Below are 25,719 nucleotides of genomic sequence, written 5' to 3'. Positions count from 1 at the left end.
TCATGTGTCAACGTTTTTCTCTGGCGGCCGAACTACAAGACATTAGGGATCATTTTGAAATCAAACGGGTGATGTACTACTATAAAGACCGCTATAATATTAGTCCCACACAGGATATGCCTGTTGTATTACAGCAGGATGGTGAGCGAATTCTGGATGAGTTCCGCTGGGGCTTCGTTCCTTATTGGGGTAAAGATGCGATCAATGCGGATCTCCGAAATGTGCATCAGAATCCAACCTATCGCAAGATGGTGGACAAGCAGCGCTGTATTATCCCTTGTAATGGATTTTACTATTGGAAAAAAGAAGGCAAAAAGACTTATCCAGTTCGGGTAGTCATGAATAATCGCAGTATGTTCGGAGTGGCTGGTCTATACGAAATTTGGCGGGATACGCGCGGGGAGCCTCTTCGCACCTGCTCTCTGGTCATGACAGATGCCAATCCACTGATTAGCGAATTTGAGAGCCGAATGCCGGCGATTTTGTCCCCACAGGATATCACTCGATGGCTTGATGAGGAGACAAATGATCTGGAAGCACTGAATCCGATTCTGCGGCCTTATTCAGCAGATGAAATGCAGGTGTACCCGGTCACACCAATGATTAGTAACAACAGGAATGACTCGGCTGATTGTATTCGGGAAATGGATCTGAACGAATCCTGGGTAAAGCCCTGAAATATTAGCAGAATTAGATTAGAATACCTAAATAATGAAGCAGCGGTGCTAGGGCTGGAAACTACAGCCTTAACATACCGCTGCTTTTATTGTTACCGCTGAATATTGAAAGCAAGTAGCTGCTCGGACCTCTATTCTTCTACTGTCTACTTGACGGAGAGTTCGGTTTCATATCGTTCAAGCTTTTCAAAAACACCGTCAACCCATTCTTGATCATCCCATATTTGTGGATTGTTAATCTTCCTTTCTGCAGGGTGACCCGTTGTGAAAGTATCTACACCATCTTTGTATCCAAAGTACAAATCAACAATTTCCAATGACTTGTTTGAAGATTGAACTAATAGTTTGCAAGTCATTCCAGACCCTTCGCTTGAAAAAGGTGAGCTTAAATAGTAAAGATTCTTATCAAGTTTTTTAAACACTTCTTCCTTAAACTCATTATCAAGGCCGAAATTCACACTACTGGCACCACTCAATTTCTGCTTCTGTGTCAATTCCAACATTTTATTTGTGAAATTAAGAAGATTTGCATTCGAGATATAGTTCTCAAATACTACAGTTTCTTGTTTTGCAACAGCTCCGGTATATAGATTAATGAAGGCTTTACCAAAGGTCACAATGGAATCATAATCATCTTCACGGATCTGATCTTCTTTTATAGAAAATTTACGATTAGCCAATTCACTTAAGCTTTCTGCTGCTAATTTCTCTGACGGTTCAACAGATGCAAATAACATCAATACTACAATACCTAACGTGAATATTCTCATAAAACCACCTTTTTTAACCCGTTCTTAGTTTATTTTTGAAATTTTACTGGTTCTCTGTCGTTGTTTATTAACGCCCCTCCTTTATTTTGTATTTTGTATATTGAATGAGTTCTTTTCTGTTTTTCTAATTCCATAATATACTAAATGAGGTTTCTATATGGGGTGAAATCGATGCGTGAACAATAAAAAGCCCATTAGCGCAATATGTGCTAATGGGCTATGCCGCTTTTGTATTATCCAAGCATAGCGGCTTGTCGTTTGTACTGATCCTCCAGTACTAAACAAGCCATAGCCTCTACGACAGGTACGATTCTCGGGCAAATACATGGATCATGTCTGCCTTCGGTGCGTATCTCTTGTTCTTCCCCTTTGATGTTAGTCGTTTGCTGTGGCACAGAGATGGACGAAGTAGGCTTTACACTGATCCGAAATACGATTTCTTGTCCTGTGCTAATCCCCCCGATGATTCCTCCGGAATGATTAGTTAGAAAACCATCGTTATTCCTCGCATCATTATGCTCACTCCCCAGCATCGTTGCTGCTTCGAAGCCAGCTCCAAATTCTATCCCTTTAACAGCGCCAATGGACAGCATAGCTTTCGCCAGTTCTGCATCCAATTTATCAAAGACCGGCTCTCCAAGACCCGGAACCACGCCACGAATACGGCATTCTACAATGCCACCACAGCTATCCCCAATCTCGGCTAACCCCTCAATTTTTTTAATCATTTTGTCAGCTGCAATTGGATCACAGGCACGGACAGCGTTTTGTTCAATCACACCCTCATCGAAGGATTCACATCTTATGCCTCCGATTTCTTGTGTGTACGCTACTACCTGTACGCCTCTTCTCTCTAACAACTTACGAGCTATCGCACCTCCGGCCACTCTTGCCGCAGTTTCTCTACCTGAAGCACGTCCGCTACCGCGATGATCCCGAATGCCGTATTTCTCTAAATAAGTAAAATCGGCATGGCCCGGACGAAAAGCGTCCTGGATCTCGCTGTACGCTTCTGGTCTCATATCGTGGTTTTGAAGAACTACAAAGAGCGGTGTACCTGTTGTTTTCCCCTCAAATACTCCAGATTGTATGTGGACAACATCATATTCTTTACGAGGAGTAGTCACTGAAGATTGGCCCGGTTTTCTCCGATCCATCTGTTTCTGTATATACGCTTCGTTAATCTCGACGCCTGGTGTTACACCATCCACTATGACCCCTACCGACACACCATGTGATTCACCGAAGGTTGTAATTTTGAACACTTCACCGAATGTATTTCCTGCCATTATATATGCACTCCTTATTTAGTATTGGACCTGTACGCCTAACGCTGACAACCGGTCAAAATAATCTGGACAGGTCTTTGAGACACAACCAGGGTCGTTAATCTGAATATTCTCAATCTTCAAGCCGATTAAAGAAAGCGCCATAGCCATCCGGTGATCGTCATGAGAATTTAGTAAAGCTGGGATTGGCTGACCCGGATATACCGTTAGACCATCCTCAAACTCTTCCACACGTATTCCGAGCTTACTTATTTCTTCACATATCGCGGATATCCGATCACATTCATGATGTCTGATATGTGCAGCATCCTTTAGAGTGATTGGTCCATCTGCAAAAATAGCCATAGCAGCCATTGTTAGTGTTTGATCCGACCATTTCTTCATACTCACTGTGAATCCACCCTTAAGCCGTGGGACACCTTGTACTTCAACAAAGTTTTCCCCACGAACAACGGTACAGCCCATTACCTCCAGAACGTCTAAGAACTCGATATCAGGTTGACTTGTATTGCTAGCATTGATCCCTTCAATTCGTACACGTCCTGCCGTAAGCGCAGCTACCGCCCAGAAGTAACAGCATGTGGATACATCAGGCTCTAAAGTGATCGCTTGTCCCTGATACTTTCCTATAGGAACCGTTATCGATTGACCATCCTGAGATGCTTCTGGTGTTACACCAAAGGAGGCCATCATGGTAAGGGTCATCTCGACATAATCTTTTTGCACAACTTCTCCATCAATATACACGGTTACCGGTTTTTTGGCATACGGTGCGGCTAGCAGTAATCCACTTATAAATTGACTTGAAGTGGAGCCGGGCAGCGTTGCCTTTCCTCCTTGCAGACCTTTTGCCTCTAATGTAAAAGGTAAACAACGCTCGGCTTGTTTATACTCAAATTGTGCACCCAGGGTCGTTAATGCGTCGAGTAATGGGGCGAGTGGTCGCTCACAAAGCCGTTTACTTCCATTCATTGTCCAAGTGCCAGTCCCTGCCGCGAGTGCAGCGGGTAAGAATCTCGCAACCGTACCAGCCGCTCCTACATATAGCTCACCAGTCGGATTCGGCCAGTTGCCGCCACATCCATCAACAACAGCTGTCTCTTCTTCTATCACAACGGGAATCCCCAGTTTCTTTAATGATTCAATACACCAGTAAGAGTCATCACTTCTTAATATTCCCTTTATTTCTGAACGTCCATCAGCTAAAGCAGCGATTACCAAGGCCCGATTCGTCAGACTTTTGCTTCCTGATATGGCTATCGTTCCATTGATTACCGCTTTCGCTGGGCTAATCTTCACTATGTGTTTATCGCTATTCGTTGACCATGGAGAACGTGCTTCTAAGTCCGGTTGATTGGATTCCACTTCATCCACCCCTTTGAATTATTCCTCTAGCCTGATTATAATGAATGAAATGAAATAAATGAAATTGGATTTTTACTATAATGATATAGAGGTGATCTATACCACATGTTCAACTTGGAGTGGTATCGTATTTTCTGGCAAACGGCACGTCATCGAAATTTAACAAAAGCTGCAGGGGAACTACATATTACACAGCCTTCTGTGAGTTATGCCATTAAACAAATGGAAGAAGCCTTAGGACTGAAGCTATTTCACAGGCTGTCCAAAGGTGTAGAGCTTACAGAAGAAGGACGAGCGCTATTTGAATATGTGGAGCAATCCTTTTCCATGCTGGATTCTGCACAGAAGCATCTGCAGAGCTTGAAGCAGTTAAATGAGGGAGAAATACGAATCGGAGCCAGTGATTATCTGATCAAGCACCTTTTGTTGCCGCAGTTGAATACCTTTCATAGCACATACCCAGGTATACGAATTCGTCTCTCTCATGGGAAGACACCAGACATCACTAAGCGTTTAAAAGATGGTGAGATCGACTGCGCCTTTGTCCATATGCCGCTTCACGATCCACTGCTAAATATACAGAAGCTGGCTGTGTTAGAGGATTGTTTTGTAGTAGGTGAAGCCTATCAAGAATTAGCTAGTCGTTCACTAACCATGAGAGAAGTGTCAGAGCTGCCTTTAATCCTATTTTCTCAAGGGAGCAGCACTAGAGTATTTGTTGAACAATGGTTTGCGACTAAGGGATTATCGGTAATTCCAGATATTGAATTAGGGAGTATAGAATTGCTAGCAGAGTTCGCCAGATTAGGGTATGGGGCAGCTTTTATCAGCCGTTCTTTCGTGCAAGAGGATCTTCACAGTGGAAAGCTTCATGAGTTGAAGTTAGAAGATCCGCTTTTACCTCGCAGTATAGGTTTTGCAGTACGACGGGATCGAAAGCTGTCTGTTGCGGCTGAGCAATTTGTTCAGATGATTGGGGCACGGCTATCTGAGGGTTTATAATTCTTTGACTAAAAAAGCAAAAACACCGGGAATCCCGATGTTTAATTCATTCCTAGAGCTTCTTTAATTTGCGGGATAGATAAACCGTTTGTTTTCATCTCTTTGATCCAAAGAATGCGTACGACGGTTTCCTCTCTTTTATATCTGCGTGTTAAATTCTCCTCGGCCTGTTCAAAGGGAAGCATGCCTTCTTCTGTGTAATGTTTGAGTGTACTATAACGAGAGTTTGTGATTCTTACCAATTCACCTATAGATACATACTCTGAAGCCAAAATATTCTCCATGGAACGTTGCCTAGACATTGATAACCAACTCCTTTACAGCGGGCGCTTCGGAACAAGACGCACACCTTGGATTGGCACTTTCATCATTACAAAATGCGGGATCGCATCGTATAACAAGTTATCAATTTTAAGGGTCGCAATCGATCCTCTTTCCATCACCTTAACTTCATGTCCATAGGACAATAATCTTGTAATAACTGCGTCTAGTCTTTGATTAGAATTATCAAACCAAGACTCTGTTTCTATAAAGACAGCTCGCGATGGCTCTAGGGCAGGGAATAAAAGATTGATGCTACTACCGATAAAAGTCTTCGCAAACTTTGTCTTCAATTCTAAAAAGCGTTTGATTCCCAGCTCAATTCCATGGCGAATTTGTATTGGAAGCAATGCCTTTGCCCATACATTACTTTGGTATAGATCATGTAGTTTGATATTTACCTTTTCTATTTCATTTAGCGAGAAGAAATCATGCATGCATCCACATTCACGAAGCAGCCACAGCATACAAATGACCTCATCCGTTACTGAACCCTCTTCCAAAATCTCTGCGCGAATGTTCTCTGTAATGCTTGAGTACGCCTCCATATTACTGCGATACGCTCTAACTTCAACTTCGGCAGTATCAAAATACATGTCGCTCCCTAACAGACTTGGGATATCTTCAAGCAAATCCATTGCTTTAAGATCATCTGAAATCGCGGTCTCGAACTTTTTTAATTGTTTGTTAGACAGCATGGAGGCCTTTTTTACCCACCAATTAAGATCACCCTTCACTTCAGCATGTTTATGAAGCAAGGGCTGTAGAACCGTTTCTCTATAAAGTGCTGAATGAACTTGATCAAATCCTTCCTTGGGCAAAGTTAACTTGTTCTCTGATTGCGTAAAACATCCCTCTAAGTAAAGCTCCAATATAACCGCTGCTGCCATACAGCGTAAAGACACTTTCTTGACAGTAGTCATATGAAGACTTCTCTGTGCATTAAGCGCGATCACTGAAAAACTCGGTGCTAATTTTAAATCCATCATAACCATCCACCCCTATCCATAATTCGTATTTACTGGATGATATTTATTCCGTATGGTGAGCGTTTTGATTTACTTACTACTTACTACTTACTACTTATCACTTACAATACTCTACGTTTACATTATTTTCAAGTGTTCTTGAATAAATTAAATAAAACCCCAACTCGTAATCGGAGACTACTAAAAGAACGGACATTCATATCCTTTTTAGCAAAAAAATCCAGATCGTCAAGCAATTACGCACATTGCTTGACGACCTGGATTTTAACTTAAAAATAAACCAACATTTTCTTTTTATGTATGTTCTTAAGTCATTAATATTTAGCACTGCGGTACAAAGTTATTTTTTTTTCATATTATAAAATAAGACCCGCAGTGAAAGGAATTTACACTCATGGAATATTTGAATATGCTTGCTAAATTAGGTGTTGGAAATGCTCATCCTGGAGGGTTTACTGCAACTTTAAAGCAGTTTGAACAATATCCGCTACCACCTGCTTCCCGAATCCTTGAAGTTGGTTGTGGCACTGGCAGAACATCTTGTTATTTAGCTGCACAAGGTCATGATGTAATAGGTACAGATATTCACCCAGATATGATCTCAAAAGCAAAAATACGGGCTGAAAAAGAGAAATCTTTAATTCAATTCTTAGTAGGTGACGCAAGTTCGCTTCCTTTTCCTAACGAGTCATTTGATGTGATTCTTGTTGAGTCTGTATCCATTTTCACTGATACAGAAAAGGCATTTTCGGAATATTATAGGGTTTTGCGGACTGGAGGCAAGCTTTTTGATAGAGAAATGATTCAATATAAACCTATGTCTACAGAAATCAATCAAGTGATTAGTACATTTTATCATGTTGAGAATCTATGGGACTTTAATAAATGGTCAGCATTAGTAAACACTATGGGATTTTATCATTCACAGATAGATGGTCCCTTCTTGTTTCCTAAATCAAGTGAGGATCTTACAGAGCATCCAGACCATTATCAAGAAATGGATACTGATTCCTTTCTTGACCACACGATTTGGGAAGTGATCAGTAAGTACAACAGTATAATGGACCGTTATCATGAATACATCGGATTTATTCTCGTTATTGGAACGAAATAAAGGATTGGCATGTCCATCAACATTTGCAAAAAAAGAACAATAGCCTTGGAACAGTGGCTATTGTTCTTTCTGATAGCCTGCTATTATACAAAGAAACAAGCAGATAATATAATTACCAATAAGATATAAAGAACCAAAATTTCTCCAGTAGAAGTAAATCTGCCTCCAACTCCACCGCTCATTGATTATCCCTCCCTTTTACTTCCTAAAATATAATATGCGCCACTATTCTAAAAGTATGGACTATCACCTAAATAACCGAAGGAAAAACACGGCACGTGCTGACAAACAAAAATCACATTCCCATCGATATTAAACATTATAGATTAAGGTTAGTCATTGGACATAAAAAAGACTTGCTCGAAGTAGCGATGCCCGACTTATCATCTATCTTAAGGCTGAAGCTAGCGTCCTCTGACTCTATTACAGGCACTCCGTATATCGATATCGAACCCCAATGTTTAGCGGTGGTTGCAGGATCGGAGACATGGAATATAGCGTGTACGATTTCAACATGCCCAGAAGGTTGAGGGTGGATGGATCTGGACGATGTTAATCTCTCCAACCTCATTCGTCTCTCACATGGGAAGACACCTGAGATCACTAAGCATTTAATAGATGGTGAAATCGACTGTACCTTTGTACATATGCCTCTTCTCGATCCACTAATGCCTCTTCACGATCCACTAAGACAGAAAGAAAGCTATCCGTTGCGGCTAAGCAATTCGTTCAAATGATTGGTGTAAGGCTATTTGAGGATTTCAAATGAAGGAGGATTCCCAAAAGCGATACACATAGTTATACTCGAACGTACCATTTTTGCGATAAGTGTATGCGTCTGATGCAACATATATTAACGCTCCCATCCATTTGGATACCACTTGTCCCAGAAGGCATGAGCAGCTTTCTTGTAGTCTTCGACATTCGTGATTCTTGAATAGTCTCCGCTATAAATCTGATACTTGAAAATAACTTTGGGCTTGTCATCTTCATCCAAAGCATCTATATATGGATCGTAATTGTCAAGCATAACTCCAATCAACCCCTCGTAAGTACCAAAATACCCTCTATTCTTATGATCAACTATATAGCTATCCATATCAAAATTACCCTTTTCATAAAACATGTAATCCACCGAAAACTCTATTTCTTTATGAGCACTATCCGGGTGAGTTTCAAAGTACCTAATAAGCGCTGAGATAATTTCCCCCTCTGCTAACCAGTTTTTCTCTAGTTGCTTGTCGATGTCGATGCGATCATACATCACACCTAAGTGCAAGTCGGTAGAACTGTCCCTAATAAGTACTGGTCCTGAGATATTTTCAGGATAGATACCTTGATATTTATTAAGATGATTATCTGGGTTGTACTTCTCTAGAATATTGAAAACTTCTTGTCTCAGTTCGAAAGCATCATTATTAAAGTTATCTTCAAACTTGCCTGTTTCCAGGCGCTTCTGGATTTGAATAGCTAAGCTAGGGTCTCTCTTGTCAAAGGCCTCGGCAATAAGATCTCCTGTTTTAGTACCGTGAGCATTATTTTCATACTTTTCGTACCATACATCAACTTCTCCAATTTGGAGACCATATGTCTGCTCCAGATAGGAAGTAACCTCAGCTTTCTCTTTCGAATAATCTGGTTCTTCACTAATCAAACTGCATCCCGAAAGAATAAATAAAGAAATAAAGAATACTAGTACTGCTCTTTTCACACAAACGACCCCCTAGAACTTTTTGACCTCGCTGACCCACGTCACTAAAACTTTCCTATTTTCAACACTGTTTCCGGAAACCATTTCATAACTAATATTCCCAATTTCCACAATTATCCATTATTATAAATATTCACAAAACGTTATACAAGCACTTTTATGAACAATTAAAATCTGAAAAACACCGAATCTCTCCCACAAATGCTCATAGTGTATTTACCCTCTTGACCCTTAGAAACGCGCAAAACATCCTCTTAGCAAAAATGCCAGACCACCAAGCAATTAAGTACATTGCTTGGTGGTCTGGCTTTGTATTTAAAAAGAAATCAAAAATGTAAATATGCTACTTCCTTTATACAAAAACATACTCCCCGTCACCGATCTGAACCGTCTTCCCTTTCAGCGCTAACGAATCAGTCTCAAAAATCACCTGCTTGAACTGGTTCTCATCCCCTTGCACGAAAGCAAAAGACTTATCTCTTATCGCAAGTTTGAAGGTACCGTCCCCTGACTCTGCTACAGGCAATCCGAATATCGATCCCCAATGTTTAGCGGTAGCTGCAGGATCGGAGACATGGAATACAGCGCGCACGATTTCAACATGACCTGCAGGATGAGGCTGGATGACTCCAGACGATGATAATCTCTCTAACCTCTCTGCATCTGACCCGCTCCATTGAATGATGAACGGATAGACTAGGCCTTGAAAGTCACCACCGATAGTCATCATGCGCCACTCGATTAATCTTCCCTCGTTATCTAGACGCTTCCCATCGATGATTGGAGATAGTGATAAACCCGCTGCTTTCAGGGAAGCCGCTACTTCTTCAATATCATCTGTCCGGATGACTACTCTGCTCAAGACTTCATGCTCCGGTAGAAGTTTTACAGCGTCTTTCACCACTAGATTATGTTCAGTTGCCTTTGCCAGCTCAAGATTCTCAATGCTCAGAAATTCGAGATAGGTTAGCCCGAAATAACTTAATGCGTTATAGGTTCCCCAATCTTTATGAGAACCTCCCTTAAAAGCAACCAAATCATGAGCTCTAAAGATTTCAACCGGTTTAGACAGATCATTGACGTAGTGTACTAAGTGATCCCATTTCACTGTTGCCATGATTACTTCACTCCTAGCTCAGTAGTACGCTTCACAGCTGCCAGAACACTTCTTTGCAGACCTGCTGCGAAATCACTGTTATTTAATTCGTACAAGCCATGCATCCCAACTCCGCCAGGTGAATTATTAATATCAAGCAGTTGTCTTGGATGCAGCCCTGTCTGCTGCAGCATAGCTACCGATCCCATCATATTCTCCAGTGCAACATTCCAGGCTTGCTCACGCGGCAATCCGGCAAGCACACCTGCATCTACAAAAGACTCAATGAAATAATAAATATAGTTGGGGCCAGCTACACCAAATCCAGTGAAAATATCCATGAATGTCTCATCCAGATATTGCACTTTACCAAATCCGAGTAAGAAATGCTCCACTTGATCACGGCTAGCGTAAGCATTTAATGCTACACCGCTATATCCGTAGCCTGTATCCGTCAATGTATTTGGAATGACACGGATAATGGACCTCTCAGCTCCAAAATAACCTGCTAATTGGACATTCGTCACACCTGCCACAATCGATACGATGACTGCGGTAGGTGAAGCGAATTGTTGTACGATTTGTCCAAGTGTAGTTAAATCATCCTGTGGACGCACCGCAACCACAATCAGATCTGCAGTAGATAGGCTTTGCTCCTGTGAGCTCTTCGTATCTATTCCGTATTTGGTACTCAAAAACTGAAGACGAGCTTCATTAATGTCAGATACACTAATTTGATCTACCGACAGGGTGTTATTGGATATACATGCACGAATAATCGCTTCCGCCATCTGTCCTCCACCAATAAAATGAATCTTTTCTTGTGTCACTTGCGTTCACTTCCTTACTTAATTGTTGTCCCATGCTTCTGGCAGAATGAAACCATCATATTTCTCTATTCCACGAATATATTCTTCGAACTCTTTAGATTCATAAGCTGCTTTCAAGTCTTTCGCCCACTGTGTATTTTCATCCTTTTTATTAACCGATACGATAATTCTGTGTTCCATAGGCGTATTTTCAATTTTCAAGGCATCCGTAATCTTTCTGTCTGAATTAGCAATATAATTCCCGTTTACAACGCCGTAATCAACATCTTGCAGTGAAACTAGAATTTGAGCAGGGTCCAATATTTTAATATCAATGTTATATTTATCCGGTTCCATGCTGTTGATGTTAAAATCAGCTACGCCTGCGCCATCTTTAATCTTGATCCAACCCAATTCTTCCAGGATACGAAGTGCACGCTCTTGGTTCACCGGATCATTCGGAACAGCTACGGTTGTACCATCTTTAACATCGTCAAGTGTAGTATGATTTACGGAATAAAGACCTTGTGGTGCACCAGGCGCATAAGCAATTCCTACCATGTCTGCTTTGATTTCTTTGTTGATTGCCTCCATGTATGCTGTGCTTTGGAAGATACTTGCGTCAATGGAGCCTTCCTTCATCGCAGGATTGACCTGCATGTTTTGCGAAAAGGACTTAATTTCAACGCTATAGCCTTGTTTCTCTAGGATCGGAAGGATCGATTGGCGGAATTGCTCCTCATAGGTTCCCACACCAAATCCAATGGTAAGCTTCTTCTTATCTCCAGAATTATCGGATTGACTATTCCCGCAAGCCGTCAACACCGCTAGAACCCCTATCATCAACACTACTATCAACTTTTTCATAACTTCATCTCCTATTCAAATATAGATTGTTTTAGCTGTGCTAACGCCTCATCCGTCACATTAAGTGGGATAGCGCAATTTGGAGAAAGAATAAAAGGCTGGTCTTTCATTAATGTCAGTGCTTCTTTAGCCTGCTGCTTAATTTGTGCGATATCGTTTACAGCGAACAGCCCATGATCGACGCCACCTACTTTAGTAGCTTTAAGATCCGCCTCTAAACCAGGGTTCCCCTCGGCTACAGTATCCCAGCTGATTCCATCAATTCGATAATCATTAAATTTCTCAGGCTGGGCATAAGCCCCACAAGTATGAAGAATGTTTTTGCCGTAGCTTGCAGCTTCTAAGACAATAGAGTCATAAGGTCTGGAGAACTCGTCAAACATGGCTTCATCAAATAATCCTGGGTGAGCGGTGCCTGTCACAGCGTAGAACAAACCGTCAGAACCCACTTGCTGCAGCTCTTGTACATAATCGGCTAAGGTTAATGAAATCGCATGTAACGCATGGTGCGCTGCCGCACGATGCTCCTTAAATAACGACTCCAAAGTTACCGGATGCTCAATGCCAAACACTGTTTTTGTAACATAAGCAGAACGTCCTACAATAAATAGCAATACAGTCAATGGAGAGAATACCGTTTGGATTAGTGGGGTATCAGGTAGTCCTTGACGAATTTTTCTAACACTCTCTAAGTGTTCGGCCAAGGAAGCTGTATGCACCGCCTTTTTAACTTCGATATCCCATAGATTAACCGCTGATGGAATTGCTGTTGTTTGCTGCCTTGGAAATACAGTCTGATAATCCGTAAAATCATATTGATTGCCCCAAGCTTCCGCCAAATAAGTTGCTCTAGGATTGATCTTGACCCAGTCCCAATCATATTGTTTCGTAAAAGAAATCGTAGTTTGCGCTAAATCATCTGCAGTTTGTTCTTTGTCGATAAAATGTCGCCAACCACTTACAATTGGGCGATCTGCCTTTTCTCCAGATAATATCGCTTTAAATCGATCTTGCTTGCTCCATTCACTCATCTGCCAAACTCCCTCCCGGAATATGTAATGACTAATAACGGCGAATTTTTCTTGCTAGCGTGTTGCCTAAAGATTGAATGCCTTGCACTAAAATAATGAGAATAACAACAGTAGCTACCACGACAACCGTATCAAAACGTTGATATCCATATACAATCGCCAAGTCGCCGACACCGCCGCCCCCTACCGTTCCAGCCATTGCAGTTGCACCGATCAACCCGATCGTCGCCGTTGTCAAAGACAGGATTAATGATCCAACTGCCTCTGGCAATAAAAAGTACCATATCACTTGAAATGGCGTTGCCCCCATCGCTTCAGCAGCTTCGAGAATTCCCGGGTTCACTTCAAGCAGGGAGTTCTCTACTAAACGGCCAATATAAGGTGCGATGTAGATAATTAAAGGTACGATCGCTGCGCTTGTCCCAATCGAAGTATGAACAATCAAACGTGTGAAAGGTACAATCGCTACAAGTAAAATAATAAAAGGCAGAGAGCGTATAATGTTGATGATCGGATTTAGTATGGCGTAAAGCGCTTTGTTCTCCAAAACCCCACCAGGACGAGTGATTACAAGCAATATCCCAAAGGGTATCCCTATCAATGAGCCAACAAACAAGGAGACGCCAACCATCTGAATCGTTTCAATAATCGCCTGCAGAAATTGATCACCTGTTAATGTGGTCGAAAACATTAGATTCTACCTCCTCTACACCGACTCCATGACGTTTTAAGAAAGATAACGCATTGTTAATCTCAGCTGTATCTCCACTGCATTGAATAATTACTGTACCCAGTGTCGTTTCCTGAATCTCGGTCGTGTTCGCAAATAAAATATTGACCTTCATATCGAAGGATCGAATCATCTCGAACAGGATAGGCTCAGAGGCGCTTTCTCCAACAAAATTAAGTTTATAAAGAACACTTCCGGGTTCTGTTTTGATGGATTTTTGGACGCTTGGCGTAATGCTGTTCTGAATAACCGTCTTCACAAAATTTTGTGTGGTCTTATGCTTCGGACTACCGAATACATCTAGAACGCTTCCTTGCTCAATAATACGGCCCTCTTCCATCACCGCCACCTTGTTGCAAATCTCTTGAATGACAGACATTTCATGTGTAATGATCATCACAGTAATGTTGTACTCTGCATTGATTTTTTTTAATAGCTGTAAAATAGAATGTGTCGTCTGTGGATCTAAGGCAGAAGTCGCTTCATCACATAATAGGATGGATGGATTCGAGGCAAGCGCTCTGGCAATCCCGACCCGCTGCTTCTGTCCACCTGATAATTCACTAGGGTAACTCCCTGCTTTGTCACTTAATCCAACAAACTCTAGCAACTCTTGTACACGCTGGCGGATTTCATTCTTATTCTTTTTTAAGAGAACTAGAGGAATCGCTACATTATCAAATACTTTTTTAGATTCTAATAGATTAAAATGTTGAAAAATCATGCCGATATTCTTCTTAGCCGCCCGTAACTCTTTATCGTTATAGGTTCCTAAATCACGCCCAGCAACGAAGACCTGTCCTTCAGTAGGTCTTTCCAAATAATTGACTAAACGAATTAATGTACTTTTCCCCGCACCACTATAGCCGATAACGCCAAAGATATCGCCTTTATCGACCTTTAAATCGATCCCTTTAAGAGCATCAATCGTGATTCCTTTCCGAGTGAACGTTTTGGAAACCTGCTTTAGTTCAATCATATACATTCCTCTCAATCATCTTTAGGATTTAGGTCTAGGAGATCAATTAAGCTTTGACTTGTAGCTTCACCAGCGCTTGTTCTGCCAATAAAGCGAAGTACTTCGCAGCGGGTAAAATCGCAGCTTCATCCACATCGAATCGAGGGTGATGTAAAGCATAGGCTGGGCCTGATCCTATATTTACAAAAGCACCCGGTATCTGTTGTAAATAAAAGGAGAAATCTTCTCCTCCCATTTGCGGTGGGATGTCATGTACTATATATCCGGCATCTGAAGCGACCTCTTTGGTAAAGTCAGCCCATTCGCCATGATTAATCGTTGCTGGTGGTCCTGGAAACCAATGTAGCTTAGCCTCTGCCCCAGCAGCTGCAGCAATTCCTTCGATGATTCGGGTCATTTGGATTGGAATCTGGCGACGAATCTCTTCATTGTAAGTTCGCACCGTACCTTCTAATTCCACTTTTTCCGGCAGGACATTCCATGTGAAGCCCCCATTAATTCTGGTGACACTTAACACAACCGGTTCAGTGGTACTGTTTTGACGGCTTACGATGGTTTGTAGCGAGGTAATGATCTGAGCCGCAGTGACAATGGAATCCACACCTTTTTCAGGATAAGCAGCATGAGCGCCGACACCTTTTATCGTAATTTCAAACCGATCAACACCTGCTGTTAAAGCTCCTGTTCTTGTTCCAAAAGCTCCTGTAGGCAGGTCTGGTGAATTATGTAAACCGAATATAGCGTCAACACCCTTGAGTCCTCCTGATGCTAAGACACTCTCCGCTCCATGCCCTGTTTCTTCTGCTGGTTGGAACAATACTCTAACCTTGCCAGGCAATTCACTTTCACGTGCCTTTAACAATAAGGCAGCTCCTAGAATCGTAGCCGTGTGAAAATCGTGCCCACAAGCATGCATTTTTCCAGGAATCTCAGAAGCAAAAGATAATCCAGTCTGTTCCTCTATCGGAAGTGCATCAATATCACAGCGAATAGCTACAACAGGTCCATTACCTTGTCCGATCTCTGCGATAAGTCCGGTTTGTAAAGGAAGGTCTAGAATATGAATATTGGCATGGGTCAGCCATTCCCGTAATTTCTCTGTGGTCTTAAATTCTTCATAAGCTAATTCAGGCTCTCTATGTAGGTTTCTACGAACATCAATTAATTGATTCGCTAATGCTTGATCAACCTCATTAAGTATATTCATAGTAAAGTGCTCCCCTTTCTTTATGCTTCCAACTTTTCTTCAATACCTTTAATCCGGTCAAGTGCAGTAGCTAGACTGCTTAAAATATGATCTCGCATTGCTTTTTCAGCGCCATCTTCATTGTGGTCAGCGATCATTTGCAAGATAAGATCATGTTCTTCATCCGCCTGTGTATTCCAATCTCCATGCATGGAGACGAATCTACAATAGCGAAGGGAATGATCTCTTAATTGATTCAGAACTTTCTCGAATGTTTTTAGTTCGCTGATTTCTGATAAATAATCATGGAACTCAAATCCATAGGTTACAAAATTCTGATTGTCGCCAAGTTGGAAGGAGTGTTTCATTTTTGTAATCATCGTCGTTAAATTAACAATATCGTTCTCTGTAGCATGCTTAGCTGCATTTCTTGCGATATAGCCTTCAAGCATGCTGCGAATTTGGAATATTTCTTCAACCTCTTTGAGTGTCACAGAAGCCACCCGAAGTCTTCCATTTGGCTGTCGAATGAGAAAATCCTCGTTCTCCAATCTCTGTATCGCCTCTCTTAGTGGAGTACGACTAACCCCTAGTAACGCTGCCAAATTTTCTTCATGTACAGGCTGATTCGGCTCTAATTCACTATCAATAATTTTTTGTTTTAATGCATCATAGGTATTATCCTTTGACAACCTCCGTGATCGTATCGCCATATTTATGTAGCTCCTCATCGATAATCTGTCGGGCAAGAGCCTCAACAATATATTTGTATAATTGTATACAATTATTAGTTTTGAATTGATTCGTTCAATCTTTTTTTATACTATATTCCAATTAATCCACCTAGTCAAGTAGGATTTAGAGGAATAATGTATTTATCTTCAATATCAAAAAAAGCTCTACAACCACAATGGTCGTAGAGCTTTTTTTGATGATTTTTTAGAAATTGAATTAAATTAAAATTTAATAATCCCTGAAGTATGAAGCAACACCAAGAACACCAGAATCGGCGCAACATACCGGAGCATAAACAACCAAACGCGGAACCAACCTGCCTTAAGCCCAGCCGCTTCTGCTGCCCCTTTCCAGAAATAACCGGCAAAGATGGTAACCAACAAACCGCCTAGTGGCAACATAATGTTAGAAGTTACAAAATCCACCCAATCGAACAACGCTTTGCCGCCAAACGATAGCTCAGGGACCATTCCCAGTGACATCGCCGAAGGAATACTGAGGAGGAAACATACTAATGACAAAATCCAAACTGAACGTTTCCGGCTCCAATTCCAGCGCTCCATCGCGAAAGATACAGGCACCTCAAGCAGAGATACGGCAGAAGTTAAAGCGGCAATCGCCAGCAAGATAAAGAACAAACCACCAAAGAATGCACCAAATGGCATTGCTGAGAAAGCTGCTGGCAAAGCAATGAAAATTAGCGAAGGACCTTGATCAGGAGCAATGCCAAATGAGAATGTCGTCGGAAAAATAATCAATCCTGCGATAAACGCATATAACAAATCTCCTGCCCCGACTGCGAGTGCAGCAGTTCCTAGCGATTGTTTTTTATCCACATAAGAGCCGTAAGTCAGGAGAATTCCCATCCCAAGCGACAATGAAAAGAAAGCATGTCCCAAAGCGACTAGCGCAGATTCCGCCGTCAGCACCGAAAAGTCTGGTTTTAGGAAAAAGGCTACTCCTTCGTTTGCACCTGGTAAGGTAACCGCACGAATCATCAATACAATTAGGAGAACAACCAGACCAGGAATCAATACCTTATTAAATTTCTCAATCCCGCCTGATACTCCAAGAATAACAACACCCGCCGTTATAAGGATTGCTATCCCCTGCCAAACAATTGGCATAGGTCCAGATATAAAGGAGCTGAATTCACCTGCATAATTACTGGAACTGAACAATTGTCCATTGAAGGCAATCATTGCGTAGTTCAACGTCCATCCTGCAACAATGATATAAAAGGAAAGAATTAAAAATGGTGCAAGGACTTGCAGAAATCCGACTGCCATCCAGTTCTTCCCGCCTCCGGCTCGTACAAATGCAGTAGCCGCGCTTCCACGTCCGCTACGACCGATGGCCAACTCTGCCAACAATACGGGTAAACCGATCAATACTAAACATACAATGAAGAGAAGGAAGAAAGCCGCTCCTCCATTTTCCCCTGTGATATACGGAAATTTCCACATATTCCCCAGTCCTACTGAGCTCCCGATCGCTGCGAAAATAAAGCCGGCGGAAGAGAAACGCTCCTTCTTCTCTGAGAGAAGATTTTTTTCACCTTTAAATTGATTCATTCTTATGCCCCGTTTTCTTTTTTTTTCTTTTTTAGACCTCATTATAGCCTATGTTAGCTTGATCGTCATATGAAAATTTTCTGAATATTTTTATTGTTTTCAATAATTATCCAGTTTAGCCATGAAATCCGTCAAAATAAAAAAAGAGCTACATGTTCTAGTCTTGGACTAGAACCGTAGCTCCTTCTTCAAACTCTTTTTCTAAAAAGAGATTATTCTTTTACAGCACCTACCACAATCCCAGTTACAAAGAAACGTTGCAGGAAAGGATAAACCAATAGAATTGGCAAAGCACTTATAAAAATCTGCGAGGCCCGGATGGTTCGTTGTGATAAATTAGCAACGGCTGCCGGATCAAGCTTAGACATATCTGCCTGAACGATAATCGTCTGCATAAACGTCGCTAGCGGAAGCTTGTCTGCATCTCTGATATAAATAATACCGTCAAAATAAGCGTTCCAGTGTCCTACCATAAGGAATAGAGAGACGGTTGCAATAACAGGTAAGGAGACCGGTAAATATATTTTCACAAAGGTCTGAAAGTGTCCTGCCCCATCAATAAAAGCTGCTTCCTCAAGATCTTTAGGTACGGTACGGAAGAAATTCAGAAGCAAAATGATGTTAAATACAGCAACTAATCCAGGAAGAATAAGTGCCATCAATGAATTCATAAGACCAAGCTTCAGAATTAGAATGTAACCCGGTATCAGACCACCGCTGAACAGCATGGTGACAACAAAATACCAAAGATAAACGTTTCTTGCACGAAAGACTCTTGTTTCCTTAGACAGCGCATAAGCTGCAACCGTATTTACTACCAGCGCTAGTCCTGTTCCGAGTACTGTCCGTTCCACAGACACCCACAAGGAGTTAAGGAAATTGACATTATTAAACGTCTTTGCATAGGCTTCAAAGGTAAAGCCAATCGGCCAGAATGTGACTAATCCAGCATTAGCAGGTGCGGATGCACTAAGAGATACCATGAGTAAGTGGTACAAAGGTAGCAGGCAGAGCACGGAAAGGATAGTCAAGCACACATTATTGATAATACTGAATATTCGATATGGAATTGTTTTATGGTACATCAGTTGTCATCCTTTCTAGAAAATTCTGTACCCTGCAAATCTATAAGCAAGTCGGTAAGAGACTACAATTAAGACTAAGCTAATTAACGATTTGAATAGATTAACTGCGGTTGCGAAACTGAACTGTCCGCTTAGTAGACCTTCTCTATACACGAAAGTATCAATGATATCTCCCTGCTGATAGATCAATGGACTGTACAAGTTAAAGATCTGGTCAAAGTTTGCGTTGAGCACATTACCCAGTGCCAAGGTGGCGATTACGATAGCGATTGGGATTAACGCAGGAATTGTGATATACATCGTTTGTTTCCAACGCCCCGCCCCATCCACTTCAGCAGCTTCATAAAGTGATGGATTGATACCCGAAAGTGCCGCTAAAAAGATAATCGTATTGAAACCAAACTCTTTCCAAACATCACTAGCAATGATAGTGAACCTGAACCAGTTGCCGTCTCCTAGGAAGAAAATCGGCTTGATGCCGAATACAGATGTGAGGAATTGATTGACAATACCTGTCTGAGCAAGGATATCAATGAGAATCCCTGAAAGTGTAACCCAAGACAGAAAGTGCGGAAGATAAACGAGTGTTTGAATAGTTCTTTTAAGGCCCATTCTTCTTACCTCATTAAGCAATAAGGCGAAGATAAACGGAATAATCAAGTTCAAAACAATTTTAGAGCAAGCAAAAAATAACGTATTCCACGTAATGGACAGGAAATAATCATTCTCCCACATGTACCTGAAATGCTTAAGTCCGACCCACTCGGAATCAAAAAAACCTAGTGCAGGTTTATAGTCTTGAAATGCCATAAGAATTCCGGACATCGGAATATAAGAAAAAATAAAAACCATGATTGCCGCTGGCAACACCATAAAATGGAGAATCCATGGTTGATTAAAGCCTTTTTTTCTTTTTTTACTCGGCTGACTTTCTAGGCTCGCCTGTGGTATCGAGTTAACCTCCATATTAGCCTCCATAGCTCTCTCCTGTTCCCAAAAAAAATATTTTGTGTGTGATGGGGATCTCTGCTATAAATAGTATCAGGCGTTTCTCAGGTTTGACTATATAACATTGTTAGGCTTGATAGGGTTTTATTAGGACAACATCTGGAGGGGCATTTATGAATTTATGGAAGCGCTTTACAATACTTAGAGGAAACTTACAATCTCGATTTAGTCTGTTTGCCAAAATAAACAGCTTGATCATACTCCTATTCATTCCCATCATTATCATGTATACCTTTTCAAATAACGTCACCTTCGAGGTTGTTGGCAAAGAGTTGCAGACGTCCAATACGAAACAACTCACTTTTTTATCCAATCAGATCGATTCTCGAATTAATCAGATGATGGACTTCACCCTTATTCTCTCAAGAGATCCCAACGTCAGGGCATTCAATGGACTAAATGTATGGGAAGATCGATATGATCAGATGCAGACCAGATATATTCTCCAGGAAAAGATGGTGCTTCAAGCTGGGGTTACAGATATTTGGCCGACCAGATACGCCGTTCATTCACAGCAGAATAAAGATGTCATCGCCAACTACGACAGACCCATCGGGTATGATGAGGATTATTTAAAAGCAAATATGAGCGGAAGATGGACGTATGGTGATCATGGTGTGGAATCTCAAGGCGATTTAAAATCCTTTTACTGGTTCTTAACGGATTCCTTAGCTCAGCCGGGGACATTAACAGGAAGTAGCCTAGTCATTGAAGCCAGCTTCAGTTATACGAACATTCAGAACATGCTCGATTCGTACAAAGCAGGTGGGCAAGGCGATCCGTTCTTCTATCACAAAGGGGAGAAAACGATCCTCAACCGTAGCGCGGACAAGCAGCTATCCGACGAACTAGTTAATTACCTGGATAATCACTCTCCGGAGAATACAACTCAGGATGTAGTGAAGCTAAATGGGAAGAACTATTTGGTCAGTTCTGTGAAATCAGCCTCTTTGGATTGGCATTTAGTAGATGTTGTCCCCCTTTATCAAATTCTCAAACCGATTTCTCTTAGTCGAGATTTATTCTATATCACAATGATTCTGCTGTTTGTTGTGGGAGTATCCTCTTCCATTCTGCTATATAGAAACGTTCAATATCCGATTAAAAAACTAGTCAGTGGTTTACAGCGCGTACAGCAAGGAGATTACTCCGTACGGCTTCATAGCAATGAGCAAAATGAGTTTTCGTTTCTGTTCCGTCGTTTTAACGATATGTCCCATCAAATTCAAGACCTGATAGAAAATGTATTTAATGAAAAGATCCGTGCTCGAGAAGCTACCCTGAAGCAGCTCCAAGCGCAAATTAATCCGCATTTTCTCTATAACTGTCTTGGTTATATTATCAATATGGCCCAGATGAAAGATGAGGACGCAGTCGTCTCAATGGCTTATAATCTAAGTGCTTACTATCGTTATACCACCCGGATGGAACGGGAGACGGCTTCTTTGGAGGAAGAAATCAAGCTCTTGGTCAACTATTTAGATATACAGAAACTGCGTAATGGCAGAATTGATTATCATATTGATATTCCTGAGGATATGCTTAGCCAATCTGTACCTCGCCTAATGCTTCAACCTATGGTGGAGAATTCTGTGATTCATGGAGTAGCGAAGTCCTATTCATCAGGTGAGATCAAGATTAGTGGTGAGAAGTCAAACGGTTTCTGTAGAATTTATATCGATGACGATGGTCCTGGCTTGAATCCCGATCAGCTAGAAGCATTAAACCGTAAAATGCAGGAGCCTTTGCAGGAGGAAATGGGTTGTGGTCTTTGGAATACAAATCAGCGGATCATTCACCTGTTCGGCAATCATTCAAGTCTTACCTTCAAGCCATCCCCTCTCGGTGGATTCCGAACAGAAATTATCTGGGAAATCCCAACTGAGGATGATAGTTATAAATTAAAGGAACATCAAGGAGACTAACAACATGCAGATGATCATAGTAGACGACGAAGCACACTGGGTAGATAATCTTTCCATGACTAAACCCTGGCATACGCTAGGAATTGAACATGTGCATAAAGCTTATTCCGCACGTGAAGCGCTACAAATTATCGATACGCATCCCATTGATATAGTAATCTCAGATATTCAAATGCCAGAAATGACGGGAATCGAATTGATAGAGCGGATAAGAAAACATAACAAAAAAATTAAATGTATTATTTTATCCGGCCATTCAGAATTCGATTATGCCAAAAAAGCACTTCAGAACAAGACCGTGGATTACTTGCTTAAACCGCCGACTGATGACGAATTGCTCGGAGCAGTCAAAAATGCGATCAATCAATTGAATGCTGAATGGGAGCTTATAAGTTCTCTTAAACGAACCCAGTTTACCCTCCGTGAGAACCTCCCTGTTTTACGGGGGCGATTGCTACTGGATGCCTTACAAGGTCATCGTTTTCAAGCCGGTGAATGGGAACGGAAGCTCGTGAGTTACGATCTGCCCTTTCAATCCGGAGAATCCGCATTGATGCTGGTACGAATGGAAGAAGAATTCAGAGAATTTGATAATACCGATCAAACCTTGATTGAATATGCGATTATTAATATGGCTGAAGAGATTATGGGAGAATTTATGGAAGTCTGGGGCGTTAAAGAGGAACATGGATATCTTGTGTTTCTGCTCCAGCTTAAAGAACAAGAAACTGATCTTGGGAAAGAATCCATATTAGAGAAGCTTTCTTTACAACTTCAATATAAGGTCAAGCAATTTCTGAAAGGCTCACTATCCATTGTAATCACGGAGTGGTTCAAGTTTCCTGAGCAGCTGTCGAATCGTTTTCATCAGGCCTCCTCCTCTTTCCGCCAAATTGTCGGAGATGAGCGAGAATTCATTATGCGGGTCAGTGACTTAGAGCTTCCCTCAGCACAAGGGCCTTTAGACGCTCTTTATACCCCACCCTCTTTGATTCATCTACTGGAGAGTGGACATTGGGATGCGGCCGAAGAGAAATTGCTTGCCGTCTGTGCCGAGCTGGATGAGAAATGGTCTGAATCCTGGGAGCATTGCATGGAGGCTGGCTTTTTAATTACTGCTTCTTTCACGAATCTTGCACATCGCAATGGTCATACGCTAGCAAACTTAATGGGGACCGATATAGAAGCGTTGCAAAGTGGGGATGCTTTTACCAGCATTAGTAAACTAAGAAAATGGTCGCTAAGTGTTCTAGCCAATCTAAAAGAAGGCACATCCAACGAAATCAAAGACATACGTTCCGAGTATGTAAAGAAAATTCAAGATTATACGGATAAGAACTTGCATGATGATGTATCATTACGTGTTCTGGCTGACCATGTAAATCTCCATCCGACCCATTTATCAAAAATTTATAAGATTGAAACAGGTGAAGGCATTAGCGATTATATCTCGCGCTTGCGGATGGATCGTGCCTGTCATAAGCTGAAGACCACCAATAAAAAAGTCTATGAAATCAGCATGGAGATTGGATATATGGACCCTGCTTATTTTATCAAAGTATTCAAACGGCAGTTTGGGGTAACGCCGCAGGAATATAGAGATACTAACAAATAACATGATAGAGTCCTATCGAAACTAAAAATCTCATATAGATGACATCCCCGACAAGTTGTTAAAGTTACACTTGTAAAGATCATACACAGTAGGGGGAATTGAAGAATGATCAAGTTCAAGAAAATGTGGTCGCTTCTCACGGTCACAGCACTTATCACTCTCACAGCATGTGGCAGTAGCGGCACATCTAATGAGAATGCCAAAAATGGTAACGCTACCAATAATACCCAATCCGAAGCAGATGCTGCTTTCGCAAAAGGCAAATACGATCCACCGATCGAGTTCAGTGCCGTATTGATGCCTAAGAAGTATGTTCAAGGTGATACCAAAGAAAACAACGTTCACGATCGCTGGATGCTTGAAACATTGGGTATGAAGCATAAAGATACTTGGTATCCTGCAAATGACGATCAATACAGACAAAAGCTTCAACTTGCCATTGCTTCCGGCGAAAAGCTTCCTGATTTCGTTTTTGCACCAACTAACGCAGTATTGACCAATCAGCTTATTGATTCCGGTCAGTTCATCGCTATTGATGAGTTGTTTGATAAGTATGCAAACAAAATTCTGAAAGATCACGTTGCAGCACATCCAGAACTTTGGTACCCATTCACTAAAGACGGTAAGAAATATAATCTGCCGATCCTTGAATATACCGACAATGATGATACGCTCTTGTGGTTACGTGAAGATTGGATGGAAAAGCTGAAGCTGGAAGCGCCTAAGACCATCGCCGATCTTGAGAACATCATGGATAAATTTAAGAACGAAAACCCTGATGGGTTAGCGCCTAAAGATGTGTACCCGCTTGCAATTTCTTTGAAAAACAACACAAATACCTGGATGGGCCAACTAGACTGGTTATTCGGGGCATACGGTACAATTGAGGAACAATGGAACAAAGATAAAGATGGCAATCTTGAATATGGTTCCATTAACCCAGGTGCTAAGCAAGCACTCGCAAAGCTTAGCGAATGGATGGATAAAGGATATATTCACACGGACTCCGCCCTTTGGGATGAAGGTAAATCCGCTGAGAGCTTCACGAAAGGTGCAGCTGGTATTCTGCCAGGCGCCAACTGGGTTCCAGACTGGCCTGCTCCCGATCTTATGAAGAATGTACCTGGAGCGAAGATTAAAGGTTATCCGGTTCCAGCAGGACCAGATGGTTTGATTGGAACCAAATGGCAGAATTCCGGTGTAAATGCTAGTATCATGATTAACAAGGATGCTAAGCATCCAGAAGCTATTTTCTTGTACTATAACTACTTGCTTGATAACTTAGCTAACCCTGCTGCAGGCAGTCAATATGAATATGGCTTTGCTAAAGGTTACGACTGGGATATGATTGATGGAGAACCAACAAGTGATAAAGACAAGATTAAAGACTTCTCTAATGAATTCCCATTCTTAACAGGTCCGGCCCGTATTCCTGATCTGTTTATGAAGACTTTGGTTAAACTTGCTGACGGCGAGACACCTGTAACACCTTATGAAAAACAAATGGCAGAGTTCCGTAAACCAGAAAACTGGGCGGCAGGAAAAGTGGTTATGTCACAACTAGACGTTCGTAAACAAAACTACTTTACTGGTGCTGCTACACCAACAATGGTTTCCAAATGGAACCTGCTTCGTCAGTCCGAAATGGAAACTTTCAACAAAATTATTTATGGCAAACTGCCAGTAGACTCCTTTGACCAATTCGTTGCCAATTGGAAATCCAATGGCGGTGACCAAATCACTAAAGAAGTTAACGAATGGTTCAAGTCTGTATCCGCGCAATAAGCTTTAACAAACATAGAAACAAGCCGGAGCGAGCATTCGCTCCGGCTTGTTTTTTA

The 25,719-nt window shown here is 41.6% G+C and carries 25 protein-coding genes; 7 read left to right on the top strand and 18 right to left on the bottom strand.

What is annotated here, in order from left to right; all coding sequences use genetic code 11:
• The first annotated feature begins 2 nt into the window (after positions 1 to 2).
• Positions 3 to 677, top strand: coding sequence for an SOS response-associated peptidase (locus tag ACQKMP_RS12870; RefSeq protein WP_042189511.1), 675 nt, complete (start codon positions 3 to 5; stop codon positions 675 to 677).
• A 146-nt stretch (positions 678 to 823) separates the two neighbouring features.
• On the opposite strand, the gene ACQKMP_RS12865 is transcribed toward ACQKMP_RS12870, so the two are convergent.
• The 3 genes from ACQKMP_RS12865 to aroA form a co-directional block, all read right to left on the bottom strand.
• Entirely contained in the window at positions 824 to 1,447 is a 624-nt protein-coding gene (locus ACQKMP_RS12865) for a hypothetical protein (protein ID WP_427469523.1), read from the bottom strand.
• Positions 1,448 to 1,680: 233 nt separating this feature from the next.
• Entirely contained in the window at positions 1,681 to 2,736 is a 1,056-nt protein-coding gene (aroC, locus tag ACQKMP_RS12860) for a chorismate synthase (RefSeq protein WP_379423790.1), read from the bottom strand.
• 18 nt (positions 2,737 to 2,754) lie between these two features.
• The gene (gene aroA, locus ACQKMP_RS12855) at positions 2,755 to 4,101 is read right to left on the bottom strand and encodes a 3-phosphoshikimate 1-carboxyvinyltransferase (RefSeq protein WP_427469522.1); all 1,347 of its coding nucleotides are present in this window, start codon (positions 4,099 to 4,101) and stop codon (positions 2,755 to 2,757) included.
• 105 nt (positions 4,102 to 4,206) lie between these two features.
• On the opposite strand from aroA, the gene ACQKMP_RS12850 reads away from it, so the two are divergent.
• Entirely contained in the window at positions 4,207 to 5,103 is an 897-nt protein-coding gene (locus ACQKMP_RS12850; RefSeq protein WP_339242183.1) for a LysR family transcriptional regulator, read from the top strand.
• Between the two features lie 41 nt (positions 5,104 to 5,144).
• On the opposite strand, the gene ACQKMP_RS12845 is transcribed toward ACQKMP_RS12850, so the two are convergent.
• Positions 5,145 to 5,405 carry a helix-turn-helix domain-containing protein gene (locus ACQKMP_RS12845; protein ID WP_379423787.1) on the bottom strand — a complete coding sequence of 87 codons (261 nt, stop codon included), beginning with the start codon at positions 5,403 to 5,405 and terminating at the stop codon, positions 5,145 to 5,147.
• A gap of 15 nt (positions 5,406 to 5,420) precedes the next feature.
• On the bottom strand, positions 5,421 to 6,413 hold the full coding sequence (locus ACQKMP_RS12840; RefSeq protein ID WP_427469521.1) for a hypothetical protein: 993 nt from the start codon (positions 6,411 to 6,413) through the stop codon (positions 5,421 to 5,423).
• Positions 6,414 to 6,807: 394 nt separating this feature from the next.
• Here ACQKMP_RS12840 and ACQKMP_RS12835 point away from each other — a divergent pair, with 394 nt between their 5' ends.
• Positions 6,808 to 7,527 carry a class I SAM-dependent methyltransferase gene (locus ACQKMP_RS12835; RefSeq protein ID WP_427469520.1) on the top strand — a complete coding sequence of 240 codons (720 nt, stop codon included), beginning with the start codon at positions 6,808 to 6,810 and terminating at the stop codon, positions 7,525 to 7,527.
• A gap of 83 nt (positions 7,528 to 7,610) precedes the next feature.
• On the opposite strand, the gene ACQKMP_RS12830 is transcribed toward ACQKMP_RS12835, so the two are convergent.
• Positions 7,611 to 7,709 (bottom strand): YjcZ family sporulation protein, encoded by a 99-nt coding sequence (locus ACQKMP_RS12830; RefSeq protein WP_231573297.1) that lies wholly within the window; start codon positions 7,707 to 7,709, stop codon positions 7,611 to 7,613.
• A gap of 354 nt (positions 7,710 to 8,063) precedes the next feature.
• Here ACQKMP_RS12830 and ACQKMP_RS12825 point away from each other — a divergent pair, with 354 nt between their 5' ends.
• Positions 8,064 to 8,264, top strand: coding sequence for a hypothetical protein (locus ACQKMP_RS12825; protein ID WP_427469519.1), 201 nt, complete (start codon positions 8,064 to 8,066; stop codon positions 8,262 to 8,264).
• 116 nt (positions 8,265 to 8,380) lie between these two features.
• Here ACQKMP_RS12825 and ACQKMP_RS12820 read toward each other — a convergent pair whose 3' ends face one another.
• The 12 genes from ACQKMP_RS12820 to ACQKMP_RS12765 all read right to left on the bottom strand — a co-directional run bounded on the left by ACQKMP_RS12820 (position 8,381) and on the right by ACQKMP_RS12765 (position 20,296).
• Entirely contained in the window at positions 8,381 to 9,238 is an 858-nt protein-coding gene (locus ACQKMP_RS12820; protein WP_427469518.1) for a hypothetical protein, read from the bottom strand.
• A gap of 352 nt (positions 9,239 to 9,590) precedes the next feature.
• Positions 9,591 to 10,355, bottom strand: a complete 765-nt coding sequence (locus ACQKMP_RS12815; RefSeq protein ID WP_427469517.1) for a VOC family protein — start codon at positions 10,353 to 10,355, stop codon at positions 9,591 to 9,593.
• A 2-nt stretch (positions 10,356 to 10,357) separates the two neighbouring features.
• The gene (gene proC / locus ACQKMP_RS12810) at positions 10,358 to 11,164 is read right to left on the bottom strand and encodes a pyrroline-5-carboxylate reductase (protein WP_339242196.1); all 807 of its coding nucleotides are present in this window, start codon (positions 11,162 to 11,164) and stop codon (positions 10,358 to 10,360) included.
• 18 nt (positions 11,165 to 11,182) lie between these two features.
• Entirely contained in the window at positions 11,183 to 12,010 is an 828-nt protein-coding gene (locus tag ACQKMP_RS12805) for a MetQ/NlpA family ABC transporter substrate-binding protein (RefSeq protein WP_076299273.1), read from the bottom strand.
• An 11-nt stretch (positions 12,011 to 12,021) separates the two neighbouring features.
• Positions 12,022 to 13,041 carry a uroporphyrinogen decarboxylase family protein gene (locus ACQKMP_RS12800; RefSeq protein WP_339242198.1) on the bottom strand — a complete coding sequence of 340 codons (1,020 nt, stop codon included), beginning with the start codon at positions 13,039 to 13,041 and terminating at the stop codon, positions 12,022 to 12,024.
• Positions 13,042 to 13,072: 31 nt separating this feature from the next.
• Complete coding sequence (locus ACQKMP_RS12795; RefSeq protein WP_042189536.1) at positions 13,073 to 13,732, bottom strand: methionine ABC transporter permease; 660 nt, start codon at positions 13,730 to 13,732, stop codon at positions 13,073 to 13,075.
• Positions 13,707 to 14,750, bottom strand: a complete 1,044-nt coding sequence (locus ACQKMP_RS12790; protein ID WP_042189539.1) for a methionine ABC transporter ATP-binding protein — start codon at positions 14,748 to 14,750, stop codon at positions 13,707 to 13,709. Before ACQKMP_RS12790 ends, ACQKMP_RS12795 begins: the two co-directional genes overlap by 26 nt.
• A gap of 46 nt (positions 14,751 to 14,796) precedes the next feature.
• On the bottom strand, positions 14,797 to 15,957 hold the full coding sequence (locus ACQKMP_RS12785) for an amidohydrolase (protein WP_427469516.1): 1,161 nt from the start codon (positions 15,955 to 15,957) through the stop codon (positions 14,797 to 14,799).
• 20 nt (positions 15,958 to 15,977) lie between these two features.
• Entirely contained in the window at positions 15,978 to 16,649 is a 672-nt protein-coding gene (locus ACQKMP_RS12780; RefSeq protein ID WP_042189543.1) for a GntR family transcriptional regulator, read from the bottom strand.
• A gap of 243 nt (positions 16,650 to 16,892) precedes the next feature.
• Complete coding sequence (locus tag ACQKMP_RS12775; protein WP_042189546.1) at positions 16,893 to 18,245, bottom strand: sodium-dependent transporter; 1,353 nt, start codon at positions 18,243 to 18,245, stop codon at positions 16,893 to 16,895.
• Between the two features lie 212 nt (positions 18,246 to 18,457).
• Complete coding sequence (locus tag ACQKMP_RS12770; RefSeq protein WP_042129067.1) at positions 18,458 to 19,330, bottom strand: carbohydrate ABC transporter permease; 873 nt, start codon at positions 19,328 to 19,330, stop codon at positions 18,458 to 18,460.
• A 15-nt stretch (positions 19,331 to 19,345) separates the two neighbouring features.
• The gene (locus tag ACQKMP_RS12765; protein WP_042132288.1) at positions 19,346 to 20,296 is read right to left on the bottom strand and encodes an ABC transporter permease; all 951 of its coding nucleotides are present in this window, start codon (positions 20,294 to 20,296) and stop codon (positions 19,346 to 19,348) included.
• A gap of 155 nt (positions 20,297 to 20,451) precedes the next feature.
• On the opposite strand from ACQKMP_RS12765, the gene ACQKMP_RS12760 reads away from it, so the two are divergent.
• From ACQKMP_RS12760 to ACQKMP_RS12750, 3 genes are all read left to right on the top strand, one after another.
• Positions 20,452 to 22,263, top strand: coding sequence for a sensor histidine kinase (locus ACQKMP_RS12760; protein ID WP_427469515.1), 1,812 nt, complete (start codon positions 20,452 to 20,454; stop codon positions 22,261 to 22,263).
• A gap of 4 nt (positions 22,264 to 22,267) precedes the next feature.
• The gene (locus ACQKMP_RS12755; protein ID WP_341124719.1) at positions 22,268 to 23,878 is read left to right on the top strand and encodes a response regulator transcription factor; all 1,611 of its coding nucleotides are present in this window, start codon (positions 22,268 to 22,270) and stop codon (positions 23,876 to 23,878) included.
• Between the two features lie 105 nt (positions 23,879 to 23,983).
• Entirely contained in the window at positions 23,984 to 25,663 is a 1,680-nt protein-coding gene (locus tag ACQKMP_RS12750) for an ABC transporter substrate-binding protein (protein ID WP_076299279.1), read from the top strand.
• The last annotated feature ends 56 nt before the right edge of the window (positions 25,664 to 25,719 follow it).

Origin of the sequence: Paenibacillus sp. NPDC101420, from assembly GCF_050277435.1 — a bacterium.
GTDB lineage: Bacteria > Bacillota > Bacilli > Paenibacillales > Paenibacillaceae > Paenibacillus_AQ.
This window is presented reverse-complemented; position numbering and strand designations above follow the sequence as displayed.

Coding starts and splice junctions, on each gene's coding strand:
- ACQKMP_RS12870 (WP_042189511.1), top strand. CDS start 3: ATGTGTCAACGTTTTTCTCTGGCGGCCGAACTACAAGACATTAGGGAT.
- ACQKMP_RS12865 (WP_427469523.1), bottom strand. CDS start 1,447: ATGAGAATATTCACGTTAGGTATTGTAGTATTGATGTTATTTGCATCT.
- aroC (WP_379423790.1), bottom strand. CDS start 2,736: ATGGCAGGAAATACATTCGGTGAAGTGTTCAAAATTACAACCTTCGGT.
- ACQKMP_RS12850 (WP_339242183.1), top strand. CDS start 4,207: ATGTTCAACTTGGAGTGGTATCGTATTTTCTGGCAAACGGCACGTCAT.
- ACQKMP_RS12845 (WP_379423787.1), bottom strand. CDS start 5,405: ATGTCTAGGCAACGTTCCATGGAGAATATTTTGGCTTCAGAGTATGTA.
- ACQKMP_RS12840 (WP_427469521.1), bottom strand. CDS start 6,413: ATGATGGATTTAAAATTAGCACCGAGTTTTTCAGTGATCGCGCTTAAT.
- ACQKMP_RS12835 (WP_427469520.1), top strand. CDS start 6,808: ATGGAATATTTGAATATGCTTGCTAAATTAGGTGTTGGAAATGCTCAT.
- ACQKMP_RS12830 (WP_231573297.1), bottom strand. CDS start 7,709: ATGAGCGGTGGAGTTGGAGGCAGATTTACTTCTACTGGAGAAATTTTG.
- ACQKMP_RS12825 (WP_427469519.1), top strand. CDS start 8,064: ATGGATCTGGACGATGTTAATCTCTCCAACCTCATTCGTCTCTCACAT.
- ACQKMP_RS12815 (WP_427469517.1), bottom strand. CDS start 10,355: ATGGCAACAGTGAAATGGGATCACTTAGTACACTACGTCAATGATCTG.
- ACQKMP_RS12805 (WP_076299273.1), bottom strand. CDS start 12,010: ATGAAAAAGTTGATAGTAGTGTTGATGATAGGGGTTCTAGCGGTGTTG.
- ACQKMP_RS12800 (WP_339242198.1), bottom strand. CDS start 13,041: ATGAGTGAATGGAGCAAGCAAGATCGATTTAAAGCGATATTATCTGGA.
- ACQKMP_RS12795 (WP_042189536.1), bottom strand. CDS start 13,732: ATGTTTTCGACCACATTAACAGGTGATCAATTTCTGCAGGCGATTATT.
- ACQKMP_RS12790 (WP_042189539.1), bottom strand. CDS start 14,750: ATGATTGAACTAAAGCAGGTTTCCAAAACGTTCACTCGGAAAGGAATC.
- ACQKMP_RS12785 (WP_427469516.1), bottom strand. CDS start 15,957: ATGAATATACTTAATGAGGTTGATCAAGCATTAGCGAATCAATTAATT.
- ACQKMP_RS12780 (WP_042189543.1), bottom strand. CDS start 16,649: ATGGCGATACGATCACGGAGGTTGTCAAAGGATAATACCTATGATGCA.
- ACQKMP_RS12775 (WP_042189546.1), bottom strand. CDS start 18,245: ATGAATCAATTTAAAGGTGAAAAAAATCTTCTCTCAGAGAAGAAGGAG.
- ACQKMP_RS12770 (WP_042129067.1), bottom strand. CDS start 19,330: ATGTACCATAAAACAATTCCATATCGAATATTCAGTATTATCAATAAT.
- ACQKMP_RS12765 (WP_042132288.1), bottom strand. CDS start 20,296: ATGGAGGTTAACTCGATACCACAGGCGAGCCTAGAAAGTCAGCCGAGT.
- ACQKMP_RS12760 (WP_427469515.1), top strand. CDS start 20,452: ATGAATTTATGGAAGCGCTTTACAATACTTAGAGGAAACTTACAATCT.
- ACQKMP_RS12755 (WP_341124719.1), top strand. CDS start 22,268: ATGCAGATGATCATAGTAGACGACGAAGCACACTGGGTAGATAATCTT.
- ACQKMP_RS12750 (WP_076299279.1), top strand. CDS start 23,984: ATGATCAAGTTCAAGAAAATGTGGTCGCTTCTCACGGTCACAGCACTT.